General features: G+C 63.8%; 15 protein-coding genes. 9 read left to right on the top strand and 6 right to left on the bottom strand.

Translation table 11 applies throughout. The features are described 5' to 3' along the window. Window positions 1-115: 115 nt before the first annotated feature. The gene (locus tag ACIQLI_RS00730) at window positions 116-757 is read left to right on the top strand and encodes a GntR family transcriptional regulator (RefSeq protein ID WP_400383964.1); all 642 of its coding nucleotides are present in this window, start codon (window positions 116-118) and stop codon (window positions 755-757) included. A 6-nt stretch (window positions 758-763) separates the two neighbouring features. Here the strand turns inward: ACIQLI_RS00730 and ACIQLI_RS00725 are convergent, their stop codons facing one another. Beyond that, window positions 764-1057 (bottom strand): DUF503 domain-containing protein, encoded by a 294-nt coding sequence (locus ACIQLI_RS00725; protein WP_400383962.1) that lies wholly within the window; start codon window positions 1055-1057, stop codon window positions 764-766. A 161-nt stretch (window positions 1058-1218) separates the two neighbouring features. Between ACIQLI_RS00725 and ACIQLI_RS00720 the strand changes: the two genes are divergently transcribed. The 6 genes from ACIQLI_RS00720 to ACIQLI_RS00695 all read left to right on the top strand — a co-directional run bounded on the left by ACIQLI_RS00720 (window position 1219) and on the right by ACIQLI_RS00695 (window position 10144). Next, window positions 1219-3255: a cellulose biosynthesis cyclic di-GMP-binding regulatory protein BcsB gene (locus tag ACIQLI_RS00720; RefSeq protein ID WP_400383959.1), complete on the top strand. Its 2037-nt coding sequence runs from the start codon at window positions 1219-1221 to the stop codon at window positions 3253-3255. After that, window positions 3245-4951 (top strand): ArnT family glycosyltransferase, encoded by a 1707-nt coding sequence (locus tag ACIQLI_RS00715; protein ID WP_400383957.1) that lies wholly within the window; start codon window positions 3245-3247, stop codon window positions 4949-4951. Before ACIQLI_RS00720 ends, ACIQLI_RS00715 begins: the two co-directional genes overlap by 11 nt. After that, window positions 4951-6909: a glycosyltransferase gene (locus tag ACIQLI_RS00710; RefSeq protein WP_400383955.1), complete on the top strand. Its 1959-nt coding sequence runs from the start codon at window positions 4951-4953 to the stop codon at window positions 6907-6909. The genes ACIQLI_RS00715 and ACIQLI_RS00710 overlap by 1 nt, the downstream gene beginning before the upstream one ends. A gap of 96 nt (window positions 6910-7005) precedes the next feature. Continuing rightward, window positions 7006-8223, top strand: a complete 1218-nt coding sequence (locus ACIQLI_RS00705) for a GGDEF domain-containing protein (RefSeq protein ID WP_400383953.1) — start codon at window positions 7006-7008, stop codon at window positions 8221-8223. Further along, window positions 8220-8723, top strand: coding sequence for a hypothetical protein (locus tag ACIQLI_RS00700; RefSeq protein WP_354228973.1), 504 nt, complete (start codon window positions 8220-8222; stop codon window positions 8721-8723). The genes ACIQLI_RS00705 and ACIQLI_RS00700 overlap by 4 nt, the downstream gene beginning before the upstream one ends. Beyond that, window positions 8720-10144 carry a putative bifunctional diguanylate cyclase/phosphodiesterase gene (locus ACIQLI_RS00695; protein ID WP_400383950.1) on the top strand — a complete coding sequence of 475 codons (1425 nt, stop codon included), beginning with the start codon at window positions 8720-8722 and terminating at the stop codon, window positions 10142-10144. The genes ACIQLI_RS00700 and ACIQLI_RS00695 overlap by 4 nt, the downstream gene beginning before the upstream one ends. A 76-nt stretch (window positions 10145-10220) precedes the next feature. Here ACIQLI_RS00695 and purL read toward each other — a convergent pair whose 3' ends face one another. From purL to purS, 3 genes are read right to left on the bottom strand one after another with little or no spacing between them, the layout of a single operon-like run. After that, window positions 10221-12530, bottom strand: coding sequence for a phosphoribosylformylglycinamidine synthase subunit PurL (gene purL / locus ACIQLI_RS00690; RefSeq protein ID WP_400383948.1), 2310 nt, complete (start codon window positions 12528-12530; stop codon window positions 10221-10223). After that, the gene (purQ, locus tag ACIQLI_RS00685) at window positions 12527-13309 is read right to left on the bottom strand and encodes a phosphoribosylformylglycinamidine synthase subunit PurQ (protein WP_400383945.1); all 783 of its coding nucleotides are present in this window, start codon (window positions 13307-13309) and stop codon (window positions 12527-12529) included. Before purQ ends, purL begins: the two co-directional genes overlap by 4 nt. Before the next feature lies 1 nt (window position 13310). Next, window positions 13311-13562 carry a phosphoribosylformylglycinamidine synthase subunit PurS gene (gene purS, locus ACIQLI_RS00680; protein WP_011773385.1) on the bottom strand — a complete coding sequence of 84 codons (252 nt, stop codon included), beginning with the start codon at window positions 13560-13562 and terminating at the stop codon, window positions 13311-13313. Window positions 13563-13902: 340 nt separating this feature from the next. On the opposite strand from purS, the gene ACIQLI_RS00675 reads away from it, so the two are divergent. Together ACIQLI_RS00675 and ACIQLI_RS00670 are read left to right on the top strand one after the other, a co-directional pair. After that, entirely contained in the window at window positions 13903-14088 is a 186-nt protein-coding gene (locus ACIQLI_RS00675; protein ID WP_354228983.1) for a hypothetical protein, read from the top strand. A gap of 161 nt (window positions 14089-14249) precedes the next feature. Further along, a complete protein-coding gene (locus tag ACIQLI_RS00670) occupies window positions 14250-14540 on the top strand; it encodes a DUF1540 domain-containing protein (protein WP_018779990.1) in 291 nt (96 codons plus the stop codon). 63 nt (window positions 14541-14603) lie between these two features. Here the strand turns inward: ACIQLI_RS00670 and ACIQLI_RS00665 are convergent, their stop codons facing one another. Beyond that, window positions 14604-15575: a manganese catalase family protein gene (locus ACIQLI_RS00665; RefSeq protein ID WP_354228986.1), complete on the bottom strand. Its 972-nt coding sequence runs from the start codon at window positions 15573-15575 to the stop codon at window positions 14604-14606. A gap of 128 nt (window positions 15576-15703) precedes the next feature. Next, window positions 15704-16651, bottom strand: a complete 948-nt coding sequence (locus tag ACIQLI_RS00660; protein WP_400383942.1) for an NAD(P)-dependent oxidoreductase — start codon at window positions 16649-16651, stop codon at window positions 15704-15706. Between the last annotated feature and the right edge of the window lie 30 nt (window positions 16652-16681).

The following is a 16681-nucleotide window of genomic DNA, read 5'->3' as shown; positions in this document are numbered from 1 at the left end:
AACACTGTAGACGAGTTGTATACAACCTGTCTATATTTGAAGAAGAAGTTTTCAGGAACGTCCCGAACAGTCTTGAATGCAACTCGTATACTGGGCTACGCGAGAAAGGCTCTGCATGATCCAGATGACCCCCACTGCACAGTCGCAGCCAGAAGTGGCCTACCAGTGGATGAAAAGCTACATCGCAGCCCTCCCTCGCGAGGAAGAAACTTTCCTGAACGAGGGAGTCCTGGCCAAGACCACGGGGACCTCACGAACGCCCGTCCGTGAAGCCCTGTTGCGCCTCGAAGCTGAGGGATTCGTCAAGCGGATCCCGCACAAGGGCGCCTATGTGCCACCCATCTCCGACCCCGATGTCCGCGCCATTCTGCAAGCGAGGTCGGTGGTGGAAAAGTGGGCCGTCTCTGCCGTGGAAACCATGCTTGATGCCCAGATCGATGCCTTCCAGCGCGTCATTGACCAGCAGCGGGAAGCCCGGGATGATCCCGCCAGGTTCATTGAGCTCGATACGGAGTTCCACACCCTCATGGTCCGTGCAGGCGGCAATCCCGTCCTCGCCGACTTCTACGCCTCACTCCGGCAAAAACAACTCAGGATCGGCGTCAAAGCCGTCACCCAGGGAACGGATCGTGCCGGAGACGTCCTCCGCGAACACCAATTGATCGTGGACGCGCTCCGCAGCAGAAGCCTCGACGCAGCGCACCAAGCCATCGATGCGCACCTGGATTCCACCCGACTGGCAGTTATCGGGTACTAGGCTCCGCTAGTCCTCGCTGTGCAGTTCCCGTTGCCGCGCACTGAGCAACTCAAACTCCGGCCGGGCAGCCACGAACCGTTCAACGGCGTCGAGCACTTGCTGCAGGTGGGCGTGATCCGGGGCCACCAATGCGGCTCCAATCAGTGCGCGCCGATGCTGGTCCTGGAACCCGGTCTCCGCAGCTGACACGTCGAAGCGGCGTTTGAGCTCGGCGACGAGGGGCCGGACCATGGAGCGCTTCTCTTTGAGGCTATGGACGTCGCCCAAAAGGACATCGAATTCAACCCAGCCGATCCACATGGTCCATTATCACCGCAGGTCAGGCGACGTGGGCCATGTGGACTTGATCAAATCTTGAGCCAACGCAGCAAGGCGCCTTGAGTTCCGTTCGGCAGTGTCTATGAGGTTGGCCCACAACGGCCGACGGACTCATTCGCTGCTAGTTACCCAGGACTGACATCGTGCCTCAAACCCCTGCCCGGTTACGCCCGCGCCCTCAAACCCTCCCTCATCCGGTCCGGATCATGCTCGCCTGCGCCGCCACGCTTGCACTGGCCACCGTCAGTGCGTTGGGAGTTGCCGCGGCACCTGCCTCTGCCTCGCCGTCAGACGCCACTCCGGCAGTCACCCCTTCGGGCCAGGGATCGGCTGTACGGGCAACCTCCAGTGTTTCAGCGCTCGCCGGCCAGGCTGAGCAGATGATAGTGGTGCCCGTGACTGCAGGTTTGGAACCCACCCGGGTGAAGGGGACCATCGCGGTCTCGGGGAAACCCGAGGGCACGGTCCGGGCAACGGTCAACGGCCGGGTCATCCTCGAAGCGGACGCAGCAGCCACCGTTCCCCTGGACGAAGCAGTCAGCAATGCCGACGTTCTTGGCCAGCAGCTCACAGTGGGGCTGCAGTTCATCCCGGTAACCCGGACCATGTGCGTGGTCTCCAACGCCACGGCAACCCTGAACAACATGACAGTCGACTTCAGCGGGACCGCGAAGGCTCCCACCACAGTGGGCGAGTTCTTCCCGGCGTCCGTGCCCGCCGTCGTGCTTCCCGTCCCCGAGGATCCCGGCGCGGATGTTTCCGCCGCCATCATGACCGCCTCGGCCGCCATGGCCCAGCGCTACCCGGAGGCCGCCGTTGCAGTGGTTCCGGAAGCCGAACTGGTGGCGCGGGTTGCCAACCTCCCCGCCGGGAGCCGGATCCTCAGCGTCATCACCGACCAGGGCGAAACCGCCACCAAACTGGCCACCGCGGCCGGCCTCCCGCAGCTCATCCTCAGCGGCCACGACGAAAAGCTCCGCACCGCAGCGCGCGCGCTTGCCAGCGACAAAACCGCGCTGGCCGTGACCTCTTCCGTGACCGGCCTGACCTCGGCGCTGCCGGCCGCACCCGGCCTGGTCCAGAGCCTCAAGGATCTGGGCAGCAGCACCCTCAAACTCTCCGGCTACGGCACCCCGGAATCCTATGTTGGCGTCACCCAGTCGCAGTTCGGCGGCCCGGTTTCCTCGGTGAAAGTCCAGCTCAAGGGCACACACACGGCTGTCCCGGACAACGCCCAGGCGCAGCTCTCGGTCTTCTGGAATGACTACCTGCTCAGTTCCAGGAACCTCGACGGCGGCGACACCTTCACGGTGGATGCAGAGGTTCCAGCGGGCCAGCTTCAGTCAAGGAACGGCCTTCGGATCCGGCTGGCGGCCCTTCCGGCAGGCGGCGATTGCACCGGGCCCGCGGGCGTCATGCCCATGGAAGTCACCCTGGATACCGCGGGCAGCACCCTCACCGCCGTCCGTGGCGGATCCGCGAAAGCCGGCTTCGAACGGTTCCCCCAGGCTTTCGGACAGAGCGTTCCGGTGGCGTTCGGCGATGGCAACGCCCAAGCCAACACCGTCAACGCGGCGACGCTGCTGGCTTCCCTGCAGCGTGACAGTGCTTCCTTGTTGGACACCCGCGTGGTGGGCCTCGACGCCCTGGCCGGTTCCAGCGAGTCCGGGCTGGTGGTGGGTGCCACCGCCGACGTCGCCAATAAGCTGTCCGCTCCGCTGCGGTTGGCGGAGTTCCGCACCATCTCGCCCGACGACGTCGAATACGGCGTGGGTGCCTCGGCTCCGTACGGCGTGTTGGAGGCTTTTGAGCAGGGCGGCCGGAATCTGCTGCTCCTTGGTGCGTGGGCACCGGAAAATGACGCGGCAGCCGCGTCCACGCTCCAGTCTTCATTGGCCTCCCATGTCGGTGCTGTTGAAGGCGGCTGGGCATCGCTGTCCCGGAACCTCCTGGTGACACAGCCGTCGGGAACTCCGGTCCTGCTGGAGAGCAATGTGGTGGTCCCGCAGAAGGCCGTGACCGATGACTACCGTCCCTATGCCTGGTGGATCGGCGGGGCAGTGGTGGTGCTGGGTCTGGCGTTCGCTGCCCGGACAGTGCTCCTGCGGCGTCGTGCCCGGGCAGCACGGGCATACGTGGATGCTGAACAGGCGGCGACCAATCCGGATCATGGCAACTAACGTCGCCACCCGGCCGCGGGCAGCCCACCGGCATCCCGCTCCGACGCTGGCGCTGCTGCGATCGCTCGCACAGTTGATCCGGCACGGCTGGGCGCGGCTCGGTGCACCCGTGGTGGGGCGCAAGGTTCCCGGCACCAGGATCGTGGCGGTGCTTTCACTGGTGGTGGGGTACCTTGCCTGCCTGTACACGGTCGGTCATGGCACCAACCTGGACTATTCGGATGCCCAGAGCCACCTGACCATCGCCCGGCGGATCTTCGACAGCAAGGCGCCCGGCTTTGAGCAGCTGGGCACCGTCTGGCTGCCCATGCCGCACCTGTTGCTGGCTCCGTTCGTGCTGAACATGTGGTTGTTCAGTACGGGTTGGGCTGCCGGAATCCTGGGGATCCTGTCGTTGTCCGCCACCGCCACTGGCCTGTACTTGATCGCAGCCCGCCTCGGATTGGGCAGGGCCGGGCGGCTCGCCACCACACTGGTGGTCCTCGCGAATCCGGCAGTCCTGTACGTCTACACCACGGCGCTGACCGAGCCGGTGCTCATCATGTGCATTGTGGGCGGCATGGCCGGCTTGGCGCATTGGGCCACCAGCCGCCGTCGAATGAGTGCCGGAGAGCTGGCCGTCTTCGCCGGCATTCCGTCGGCCGCGGCAGTGCTGTCACGGTATGAAGGCTGGGCGCTGGTCATGACCGGGACCCTCTTCGTGCTCATTGTTGCCAAGCGCCGCACGGGGGCGTGGCGGGAGGCATTCGTCATGGCCGGTGGTTATGTGATGATCCCGGCCGCAGCTGTCCTCTGGTGGATCTCCTACAACTGGGCCATCTACGGCAATCCGCTGGAGTTCATGTTCGGGCAATACTCCGCGTACGCGCAGCAGAAGAACATTACCGACGGCGGCCTGTTGCCTACCAAGGGCAACTTGGGACTCACGCTGACTACTTTCCATTGGTCGCTGCTGGAGACAGTTGGCGCGGTGGTCCTCGCGCTGGCGGCATGCGGCGCCGTCGTGCTGGTCTTCAGGCGGGGCTTTGCCAACAGCACCCTGCTGGTCGCGGTGACAGGCAGTGCGTATGCTTTTGCGGTCCTGAGCCTCTTTCTGGGGCAGACGGCCATCAACAACGACCATTCGCTGCCGTCAACGTGGTGGAACAACCGCTTTGCGCTGACGGCACTGCCCCTGGTGGCCATCCTGGCAGCCGTGGTGGTGGAGGAGTTCACCCGCCCGGCCCGCATCAAACCCGTGCTGATCGGCGCGTTGCTGACAGGACTCGTGGTGCAGAACCTGTGGTGGGCTGAGGATCCCACGGGTCGGCTCGCCGTCCTGGCGGAGGGGCGGATGTCAGCGGAGTCCACCACTAACTCCACGGCCGCGGCGCGCTGGCTCAACGAGCACTACGAGTCCGGCGGAATCCTGATGGATGAGAGCGCCCGGGGCAACGCAGTGCTTCCTGTCATGGGCATTCCCCTTAAGGAGATCTACAACCGGGCCTCCGGAGACTACTTCGGTCCGGCGCTGGAGGACCCTGCAAAGTACGCGCAGTGGGTGTTCGTCAACGTTGAAGCCGGAACGGGAGCACGGGACTCAGGGCCCACGGATCTGGTGTACCAGGCGATCGTGGCTAACCCGTCGTTCACTGTCCGCTACTCCGTGGCTTTCTCGACTCCAACCCACCGGATCTATGAAAGGTCCTCCCACTGATGACATCCCCTTCACGCTTGGCGGACTCCACGCTCAACCGGCAATCGATCGGCCAGACACTGCTTGCGGCGGGGCTCGTCACCCCGGAACAGCTGCAGCGTGCGCTGGATCGCGCGGCGAGCGAAGGCGGGCTGCTGGGCCGGCACCTGATCCTGGAAGCCGGGCTGGACCGCCGTCGGATTTATGAAGTCCTGGCGCAGCATTGGGACGCGCCTCTGGTGGACCTGGTGGCTGATCCGGTGGATGACCAGCTGATGGAGGTGCTCGGGTACAGCGACGTGGGCGAGCCGCAGTGGCTGCCATGGAAGATGGACGGTGACGTGCTGACGGTGGCTACTGCGGTGGCTCCGTCCACAGCCATCGCAGAGGAAGCGGCGCGTCTTTTCGGCGCCGCATCGGTTGAGTTTCGTACCACCACCGACTGGGACATCAACCAATCCATTCAGCGGTCCTTCCGCCGCCACCTCCTCTACGAATCCGCCGAGCGCCTGGCCGAAGAGCGGCCCGGCGAGTCCGCACGTACCGCCCTGACTCCATGGCAGCGCTACCTCCCGGTGGTCCTGCTCACGGGATTAATCACTGCGTTCGTGCTCTCTCCGCTGACGGCTTTGATCGTCCTGCTGGCCGCAGCAAACGTCGTCTTCCTGGTGAGCATCGGCTTCAAGACGCTCGCCAGTCTCCGCAGCCCCTTCGACCGGATGCATGACGCCGCGGTGGCCAAAGCCAGGGACAAGGAACGGGCGACCCGCGGACTGCCTCCCTTGGCGGAGGAACGGGTTCCCGACGGCGACTTGCCCATCTATACGATCCTGGTTCCGGTGTTCAGGGAAGCGAACATCATCGACAAATTGTTGACCAACCTGGGCCAACTGGACTACCCACGGTCAAAGCTGGATGTCCTGGTCCTCCTGGAAGAAGACGACGCCGAGACCATCGCCGCCGCGAAGGCTTCGCGGCCACCGGAATACGTCCGGATCCTCATCGTGCCCAAGGGCGATCCGCAGACCAAGCCAAGGGCCTGCAACTACGGGCTGACGTTCGCCCGCGGCGAGTACGTGGTCATTTACGATGCCGAGGACCGTCCTGAGCCCGGCCAGCTGCGTGCTTCCATCGCCGCGTTCAAGCAGGACGCCTTTGAACGGGAACACCTCAACCCGGACCGCAAACCGCTGATCTGCGTCCAGGCTGCACTGAACTACTTCAATGCCGACCAGAACGTCCTGACCCGGATGTTCACCATCGAATACACGCACTGGTTCGACTCGATGCTCCCAGGCCTGGATAACTCAGGGATCCCGCTGCCGCTGGGTGGGACTTCAAACCACTTTGTGACCCCGCTGCTGAAGGAAGTCGGCGCGTGGGATCCATGGAACGTGACCGAGGACGCTGACCTGGGGCTCCGGGCCGCCGTGGACGGATACCGCGTGGGCGTCATCAACTCCACCACGTGGGAAGAAGCATGCTCACAGGTGCCGGCGTGGATCAAGCAACGCACCCGCTGGATCAAGGGCTACATGGTCACCTCTGCCGTCAACACCCGGAACACGGTGCGCTACATCAAGAGCACAGGGATTGCCGGCGCCGTCGGGTTCCTTGGCCTGATCCTGGGCACCCCGTTGGCGTTCCTGGCCTATCCGCTGGTGGTGGGCTTCACCGTGGTCACATACATCGGCTATGACATTGTTGGCCTGGTCCTGCCCGAATGGCTGTTGGCAGGCGGCGTGGTGTCCATGCTGTTCGGCAACGCCATGATGATCATCGTCTCCGGCGTGGCCACCCTCCGCCGGCACGGATGGAGGATCGCGATCTTCGCCCTTCTCAACCCGTTCTATTGGGTGCTGCACTCGGTGGCGGCCTGGCGGGCGGCCTGGCAGATGCTCACCAGCCCGCATAAGTGGGAGAAGACGCCGCACGGGCTGGAGACTGAATACCACGACGACGGGCACTGGGTTGGGTGAGGAACACCCGATTCTGCCGCCCGTTGGAACCACGCCTGATCTTGAGCAAATCTTGAGCAAATGCCGCAGTGGGGTTGAGTAAGCCTCGCCACACTGATGTCAAAGCCGCAGGATGACCAGCTGAGGGGGTTGGACACGGTGCTCGATGCTTTCTCGGTACGGGTTGGTTTAGGCGTGGTCACGGTGACGCTCTTGGTGCTGTTCTGTATCTCGTTCCAACGCACCCGCTCACCCTATGCAGGCTGGTGGAGCCTGGCCCTGTTGGAATTCATGGTGGGCAACGCAGCTTTCCTGCTCAACGGCACCCCTCACCAGCAATGGGCCAACCCCGTGGGCAACATCCTGGTGGTGGCCGGAGCGTTCAGCGTGTGGGCAGGCGCAAAGACCCTTCGGGACCGGAAAGCGGCACCATGGCAGTTGGCCATCGGTCCCGCCGTCACCGCCGTCGCGTCCGTCCTGGATAGTCCCGGGACCAATGTGTGGTCCGGAGGTTTCGTCTATCTGGCGATGATGACCGCGGGCATTGCCTTGGCCGCCTACGACCTGTGGTTCATCAAGTCCTCGCACTCCCAGGTCCACAAAGCATTGTCCGTCGCGGCAGGTCTGCTGGCCGGCTATTACCTGGGCAGGTGGCTGGTTTTTGCGCTTGAAGGCCCATCAAGCCCAACGTTCACCACCTACTTTGGACCTGCGCCTTCGGCCCTGATATCCATGGTGCTCCTGGTCACCGTGTCCTTCAGCATGACCGCGCTCACCAGCGACCAACTCATCAAGGGACTGAAGGAACGGGCCGACCGCGACCACCTGACCGGCCTCCTCAACCGGGGAACCTTCCTGGACATGGCCACCACGGAGCTCCACCGCCTGCAGTCCGCAGGATCCGGCGCAGCCATAGTCCTTGCTGACCTTGACCATTTCAAGGCCGTCAACGACGAATTCGGCCACGGGGCCGGGGACAAGGCACTCCAGGCCTTCGCCGAAGCCTGCGGAGCCTCGGTCAGGTCCACTGATCTCATCGGCCGTTACGGCGGTGAGGAATTTATCCTGTTCCTGCCCGGTGCCACGCAGGACCGGGCTGAGGACATCGCAGCCGAAATCAGCCGCCGGATGGCAGCCACCCCGGCGCCCGAGGGCGTCGCATTTCCCACCATCAGCTATGGAGTCACCTCCAGCATTCCCGCCGGTGCTGACGTGAAATTCATGATTGAGGTGGCGGACGCAGCCCTGTACAGCGCCAAAGCGCAAGGAAGAAACCGGATTGTAGGAGCTGACCGCCACCAGGCGGCCATTATCGCGGATGAGGCACGCTCATGACCTTCAACGAACTCACCACCAGGATCCAGATCCAGCACACCCAGGAGCTGTCCGCCTTCCGGCAAAACATCACCAGCGCTCCCTACATGGCCGGAACGCCGACGTCCCTGAATGCGGACCGCCGGTCAGTCCGGATGGGTCCCGTCCAATCGGTGGAGGATGGGAACGCCAACCTGACCATCGTCGCCGACGTGGAAGGTCTGGCCTGGTTCACAGCTGACAAAGGCCTGCTGGGCAGTTGCATCACGGTGTCCATCGCCGGTCACCGCAGGAACACCGGGACCCGCGTCCACCTCCCGCTGGCCGAATGTGACGCCTGGATCGAGGCCATCCTCGGCGGCTCCTGGATCACCCACGTGTACCGCGCCGGCAAGAGGGTGGAGCCCGACGGCAGGATGGACATCGCATCCTACCGGCTGTTCCTGGACGAGCGCCGCAATCCCGTAGCCAAGCCCCAGGCTGTCGCCGATACGACGCTGCGACGCCTGGAAGAATCGTGACCAGCACCAAGCCCCGACGACTCGTCCCCGCTGACGCTGACTCCCGCATCGAAATGCTTGAGCGGCACGTCCAGGCGCTCATGGAAGAACTCCACCACGTCCGGCATGAGCAGCGCCGCGAAGCGCTCACTGATGCACTCACCGGGCTCGGCAACCGCCTGGCCTTGGGGGATGCTTTCGTTGCGGCACGGAACGCCGCGGTCCACGGTTCCGCCCAACCTGCGCTCCTTCTCGTGAACCTGGACGGCTTCAAGGCATTGAAAAACTCCGCCGGCCTTGCCGCGGCGGACCAGGTTCTGGTCACCGTGGCGATGCGCATCCAGTCGGCCGTACGGGAGAACGACGTCGTCACCCGCCTGGGTGCCGACGAATACGCGGTGCTGTTGCCCGCCACCCCGCAAAACAGTGCCACCGCCGTCGGCAACCGCATCCTGGCCGCGCTGGAACCGAACATCGATCTCGGGAACAACAGCGTCCGCTGCGGTGCAAGCATGGGACTGCGGACGGCAGAGCCACACCACACCCTCGAGGACCTGCTCCAGGAAGCCGATATCGCTGTGGAGGAATCCAAGAGCGAGGGGCGGAACAAGCTCAGGGTGTTCGATCCCGCCACCTTGCACGCCCGGCAGCTCCAGCGGCAGATTGTGGGTGAACTCCGCGAGGCCATCCGTTCGGACCAGCTGGTCCTGAACTACCAGCCGATCGTGGAACTGGCCACGGGAAGGATTGAAGGCTGCGAGGCTTTGGTCCGCTGGAACCACCCTGTGCACGGCTTGATCATGCCGGACCAGTTCATACCCGTGGCCGAGGCTACAGGACTCATCGCGGAACTGGGGAGGTGGGTCCTTCGCACCGCCGTAGGGCAGCTGCGGCAGTGGCGCGACAACCCGGCCACATCCCAGCATGACTTCTCCATGCGCATCAATGTCTCCGCCGCGGACCTGCAGAGCCTGGAGTTCGTGGACGACGTCAGCGAAGCCCTTGCAGAGGAAAGCCTGTCCCCGGAATCGCTGGTCCTTGAGCTGACCGAGAGCGCCATCATCCAGAACAATGAGCTGGACCGCTATACCCTGGCCAGCCTGCACAGGCTTGGCGTGGGACTTGAAATCGATGACTTCGGTGCCGGATATTCGTCCATGGGCTACCTGCGGAAACTGCCCGTGGACCGGGTGAAAGTGGACCGGCAGTTTGTGAAGGACCTCGGAAAGGACCCCTCCCAACTCGTGTTCCTGGCAGCCATCCAGGACGTCATCCGGTCCTGCGGGCTGGAAGGTGTGTGGGAAGGCATCGAAACTGCCGAGGAGGCTGAGGCTCTCAGGAGCATCGGCTGTGCCAGCGGCCAAGGGTATTACTTCGGCAGGCCCTTGCCCGAAGCCGGGTTCACGGAGCAGTTGACCCGGCTGCGGACCTGGCCGGCTTGATCTCCTAGCCGGACAGCAAAAGGCCCCTGCAACCGTCCTTGCGGACGAGTGCAGGGGCCTTTTGGCTGGCCAGTCCTTAGCCGAAGTACTTCGGCAGGGTGGCTTCGTGTGCTTCGCGGAGAGCGTCCAGGGAGAGCTCGTCCACTCCGTTGATCTCCAGCTTTCCACCGGCAGCGTCAACAACGCCGATCCGGAGGTGGGCGAAGCCGCGGGCGGTGCACATGTCCTTGAAGCGGACTTCCTCGGAGCGCGGCACGGACACGATCGCACGGGCCTGGGACTCGGAGAAGAGAGCCGTGAACAGGTCCACGCCATCGCGCTCCATGAGTTCTTCAAGGGCGATCCGGGCGCCCACGCCGTAGCGCAGCGAGGACTCCACCAAAGCAGCCGCGAGGCCACCTTCGGAGAGGTCGTGGGCTGCGTCAACCATGCCGTCGCGGGAAGCGTTGATCAGGATCTCGCCCAGGGCACGCTCCGCTGCGAGGTCGACCTTCGGGGGCAGGCCACCGAGGTGTCCGCGGAGGTTTGACCATTCCGAACCGTCCAACTCTGCTGCGGTGGTGCCCAGCAGGTAGATGGCCTGGCCGTCCTCACGCCAGCCCGACGGCGTGCGGCGGGCAACGTCGTCGAGCTTGCCCAGGACTGCCACCACGGGGGAGGGGTGGATGGGTGTGGTGCCGGTCTGGTTGTACAGGGAGACGTTGCCGCCCGTCACAGGGATGCCGAGCTCCATGCAGGCGTCCGAGAGGCCGCGAATGGCTTCGGCGAGCTGCCACATGACATCCGGGTCCTCAGGGGAACCGAAGTTCAGGCAGTCGCTGACAGCCATCGGAACAGCGCCGGACGTGGCGACGTTGCGGTAGGCCTCGGCCAGCGCCAGCTGTGCACCCTGGTACGGCTCCAGGTAGGTGTAGCGGCCGTTGGCGTCGGTAGCCAGGGCAACGCCCAGGCCGGTTTCCTCGTCAACGCGGACCACGCCGGAGTCATCCGGGAAAGCCATGGCCGTGTTGCCGCCAACGTAGCGGTCGTACTGGTTGGTGATCCAGGCCTTGCTGCACATGTTCGGCGACGCCACGAGTTCGGTGACGGCTGCTGCCAGCTCGGACGGAGCTGAGGGACGGCCGGCATCCTCAACAGAACCGGTGAAGGCGTTGGCCTGCACTGAGTCCTGCCACTCCGGGCGGGCGAACGGACGGTCGTAGACCGGGCCGTCGTGCGCAACGGTGCGGGGATCGACGTCGACGATTACTTCGCCTTCCCAGGTGATGATGAGGCGACCGGTGTCGGTGACCTCACCCAACCAGGAGTACTCCACGGCCCACTTGTCCATCACAGCTTCGAAAGCGGCGATGTTCTCCGGGGTGACCACGGCCATCATGCGTTCCTGCGACTCGGACATGAGGATCTCGCCCGGGGTCAGCGTGGGATCACGCAGCAGGACGGAGGTCAGTTCGACCTCCATGCCGCCGTCGCCGTTGGAGGCGAGCTCGGACGTGGCGCAGGAAATGCCTGCAGCGCCGAGGTCCTGGATGCCTTCAACCAGCGAGCCCTTGAAGAGCTCCAGGCAGCACTCGATCAGGACCTTCTCAGCGAAGGGGTCGCCCACCTGGACGGCCGGACGCTTGGACGGCTTGGTGTCGTCGAAGGACTCCGAGGCCAGCACCGAAGCGCCGCCGATGCCGTCGCCACCCGTGCGGGCACCGAACAGGACAACCTTGTTGCCCTTGCCGGAGGCATTGGCGAGGCGAATATCCTCGTGGCGCATGACGCCCACAGCCAGTGCGTTCACCAGCGGGTTGCCCTGGTAAACGGAGTCGAAGACCATTTCGCCGCCGATGTTCGGCAGGCCAAGGCAGTTGCCGTAGCCACCGATGCCGGCAACCGCACCGTGCATGACGCGCGCGGTGTCCGGGTGGTTGATCGCACCAAAGCGCAACGGGTCCATCACGGCAACCGGGCGGGCGCCCATGGAAATGATGTCGCGGACAATGCCGCCGATGCCGGTAGCGGCACCCTGGTACGGCTCAACGAACGACGGCGAGTTGTGGGACTCGATCTTGAACGTCACGGCCCAGCCGTCGCCCAGGTTGGTGACGCCGGCGTTCTCGCCGATGCCCACTAGCATGTCCTTCTTCATTTCCTCGGTGACCTTCTCGCCGAACTGGCGGAGGTGGTTCTTGGAGGACTTGTAGGAGCAGTGCTCGCTCCACATGACGGAGTACATGGCCAGCTCGGCGCCGGTGGGGCGGCGGCCAAGGACCTTGACGATCTCGTCGAATTCGTTCTGCTTCAGGCCCAGCTCGGCCCACGGGAGTTCCGTGTCCGGGGTCTTGGCAGCGTGCTCAACGGTATCGATGTTGAACTTCTTGGTGGTTTCCGTGGTCACTTGTCGCCTCCCACAATCTTGGTCAAAACGGAGGTGAAGAAACCGAGGCCGTCGGTGTCGCGGGGCTCGCCGGCGGAGCCGGACAAACCAGCCTCGGGACCGAAACCGGCCTCCACAGCGTGCTCCGGGTGCGGCATGAGGCCCACCACGTTGCCGGCTGCGTTGGAGATGCCGGCGATGTCGCGGCGGGAGCCGTTCGGGTTGAAGCCCACGTAGCGGAACACCACGCGGCCCTCAGCCTCAAGGGCATCGAGGGTCTTCTCGTCGGCGATGTACTGGCCGTCCTGGTTCTTCAACGGCACAATGATTTCCTGGCCATCGGTGTAGTCCACGGTCCAGGCGGTGTTGGCGTTCTCCACGCGCAGCGTCTGGTCGCGGCAGATGAACTTCAGGTGGTCGTTCTTGATCATGGACCCGGGCAGCAGGTGCGACTCGGTCAGGATCTGGAAACCATTGCAAATACCCAGCACGGGGAGCTTCGCCTCGGAGTTCGCTGCATCGATGATCTTGGACATCAGCGGAGCGAAACGCGAGATGGCGCCTGCACGGAGGTAGTCACCGTAGGAGAAACCACCGGGGATGATGACTGCGTCAACATCGCCCAGTTCGGAATCTCCATGCCAGAGCGGCACCGCCGTGGCGCCTGCAAGCCGCACTGCACGGGCGGCGTCGCGGTCGTCAAGGGTGCCGGGGAAGGTGACGACGCCGATCTTGGCGCCTGCCAGCCGGGGTTCGGCGGCGACGGCTACAGCCTCGCCAATCAGGGGGATCGACGTCATATCAGGCCTCGACGACCTCGACGTTGACAACATCCTCGATCACCGGGTTGGACAGGAGGGTCTCGGCAGCTTCGCGGGCCTGGGCCAGGATAGCGTCGGTCACCTCGCCGTCGACGGTCAGTTCAAAACGCTTGCCTTGGCGGACTGCGCTGAAGCTGTTGAAGCCGAGGCGGGGCAATGCACCCACGATGGCCTTCCCCTGGGGGTCCAGAATCTCGGGCTTGGGCATGACGTCAACGACGATCCGGGGCATCCGGTAACTCCTGTGCGTGAGTTGGGTGAACCTTAAATAAGGCTGCCGCGGAGGTGCCGTCTCACGCCATTCAGCCGCATTCAAACAGCGTCTAGAACACAGGGTTAAACACGGTGGTGAACTGCAATGTTTGAACGGCGTGGGGGGCGCTCCGCGAGCTTGCACACCTATTCTACCGGGAGTGGCCCACATACCCTATTCAGCCGGATTGCGCGAGGACACCCCGCCGCGGCGGTGCAAAAGACCCAACTGAAGGCTCGACGGCGGGGGCTGGTTGAGCCTGGCGGCGGGGTCGGCACCGGCACTGGCAGGGGGTGTCCGCCGTCACTAGGATTGCGGCATGGCTGAGAAACCGAAATCGATGGTGCTGGGTGTTGTGGCCGCTGCAGTTTTTGCTGGTTTGGGCCGGATGGTCATCCAGAAAATCCTGGCGGACCGAGCTGCGCGGAGCAGCCGTGTGACCGCTCCGTTGGACGCTGAAACGCGAGCCAAAATCAGTGACGCCTTGCGCACTCCAAGTAAGTGAAACCTCACCTTGGAAGTGCCGGTTTTCGGCGGAATGGCGCGGATTAGGGCACATACAAATGCGCTATTCAAAGCGGTCAAAAAGAACGTTTCCGGCGTAGTTTGGAAAGTACACGCGGGGTTAGGCCCCAGTACTATTCAGGATCCAAACCAGGAGGAACAATGACCGACCACATTGCCGAAGTATCCGCCTGTAGCGTTGGCAGCTGCGGATTCAACCATGATGGCTGCACCGCCTTTGGAATCACTATTGGTGGAACGCAGGACCATGCTTCCTGTGCCACCTTCATTGACACCAATGCCATGGGCGGCCTTCCCAAGGTCCTCGCCCACGTAGGCGCCTGCCAGCGGTCGGAGTGCGTCCACAACAACAACCTCATGTGCGAGGCACACGACGTCAAGGTCGGCCCGGGCCGCGAAGCCGCTGATTGCCTGACGTACGAGCACGCCTGATATTTTCCTGACGACCAAAAAGGGTCCCCGCCTCGGTTGAGGTGGGGACCCTTTTACGTGGTGCTACTTCTTCTTGGCCGCCTTGGGCTTGGTGGCTTCCTTGGGGCTGTCTGCGTCCTTGAGTTCCTGTTCGGCCGTGGCCTGGATCAGCGCCAGCAGTTCCGGGTCCAGCCCCGGCGCGAACTCTTCCTTGCGTTCGGGGGAGATGGTGATGGGGAATCCATCGGGCATGACGTCGGTGCTGAGCTCGGTCCCGTCGTTGGAGGGGGAAGCCCCGCGGTACAACTTGCCGGCCTCGCTGAGATTGTCGGCACTGAAGGTGTACTGGATGCTCTGGAGGCCGGTGTCCAGCAGCTTCTTTACTTCAGGGAATTGCTCCGCATTGGTTTTGGGGATCGGCAGGACCTTGCCCCAGTTCACTCCCAGGCTCTCCAGGGCCTTGGCGTAGGCGTTCTCATGCGCTTGGTCGCGGACGATCAGGTAGGCGATGGTGGAACGGGCAGTCTTGTTCTCCGTCATCTCGTAGATGCGGCACTTCTGCAGCCTGCCCGTGGATTCGAGCATCAGGTTGTAGAGCAAGTCCAGGACGAGGTTTCCGCTGTTGTAAACGTAGGATCCGCTCCAGGGGTTGCCCGCCGCGTCTACTGGCAGGGCGCCCTGGGCGCCCACCAGGTAATGATGGATGTTGCTGGTGTCCAGGGCGATCTTCAGCGGTGTGGCTCCTCCGGCGCCGGGCTGGTCCACAGGATCGGACTTTTTGCCTTGGTATCGCGGAGAACCGTCGAGGAGCTGGGAGATGGTGGTTCCAATGAGTTCCACGTGGCTGATCTCTTCGGTGCCGATTCCTTGCAGGAGGTCCTTGTAGGGCTTGGAGGCGGGGTCGCCACGGAAATTCATGCTCTGGAAGAGGTACTGCATCATGGTCCGCATTTCGCCGAACTGACCCCCCAGTCCCTCCTGGAGGGCATTGGCTGCAGCGGGATCGGGTTCGTCTACGGCAATTTCGTTGATGAGAAGTTGGGTGTGCAGATACATTGCGATTCCTCACGTTGTTCATGCTGCTTCCGCGGGATGGAAACCCACTGCTGGCCACCCCGGAAACCTCACCATAAGCATGCTTATTATTTTCACGCAAGGAAATCACCCAAGAAAATGGGGAGGTGTCAGCCGGCCACCTGGTTGGTCAGCGGTTGGCCTTCCTTGAGGGCCGTGACGTTTGCGGTGACCAATTGTGCCGAGCCCTTGGGGCGGTTGCCGGCAACGTGCGGCGTGATGATCAGGTTCGGCGCACCCCACAACTTCGAGTCGGAGGGCAGCGGCTCCTCTTTGGTGACATCGAGGGCCGCCGCCCGCAGCCTGCCCTCCTGCAGCGCCACAAGGAGGGCGTCCTCGTCAACCGTGGCACCGCGGCCAACGTTCACAAAAACTGCGGTGTCCGGAAGGGCCCGCAGGATCGAGTCATTGAAGGAGTCCGTGGTCTCCGGTGTGGCGGGCAGAATGGAGATCAGGACGTCCGTGGTGCCCAGCACTTCCGGCAGTTCCTGGGTTGAGACCACCGGGAAGCCGTAGCGTTCGCCCTTCGAGTTGGCCACTCCGGTGACCTTTGCACCCAAGGCTGCCAACAGGGGAGCCAGGCGTCCGGCAATCGAACCGAAGCCCCAAATGGTGACCTTGGCGCCGTCGAGCGTGTAGTGCTGTTCGGTTTTCGGATTGGACTGAACCGCGTTGTAGGGCACGTTCCACGTCGCGTCCTTCTGGGATTCGAGCAGGATGTCCAGCCGGCGGATGGCCGCCAGGACCAGGGCCAGCGCGTGTTCGGCCACGGGGCCGTCATGAAGTGAGCGGCCGGAGGTAATGCCCACCGTGTCCGCGAATCCGGCCGCGAGGACTGAATCAGGGCCTGCGGCCAGTGTCTGGACGAGCCTGAGCGAGGGCATCGCCTGGGCCGCGTCGGCCAGGTTCTCCGACGTGTTGCGCCAGACCACCAGCACCTCGGCATCGCAGTGTTCGCTGGGAATGGGCTTGTCCACCGCGTACACCACCGGGTGGTCCCCTGAAGTGGTGAGATCGGCGAGGTTCAATTCGATGGTGTCCGGGACGAGGATTTTCACGGCAACTCCAGGTTCAAAAGCGGTGGGCGG

The organism is Paenarthrobacter sp. NPDC091669 (assembly GCF_044756725.1).
Classification (GTDB): domain Bacteria; phylum Actinomycetota; class Actinomycetes; order Actinomycetales; family Micrococcaceae; genus Arthrobacter; species Arthrobacter bambusae_C.
This window is presented reverse-complemented; position numbering and strand designations above follow the sequence as displayed.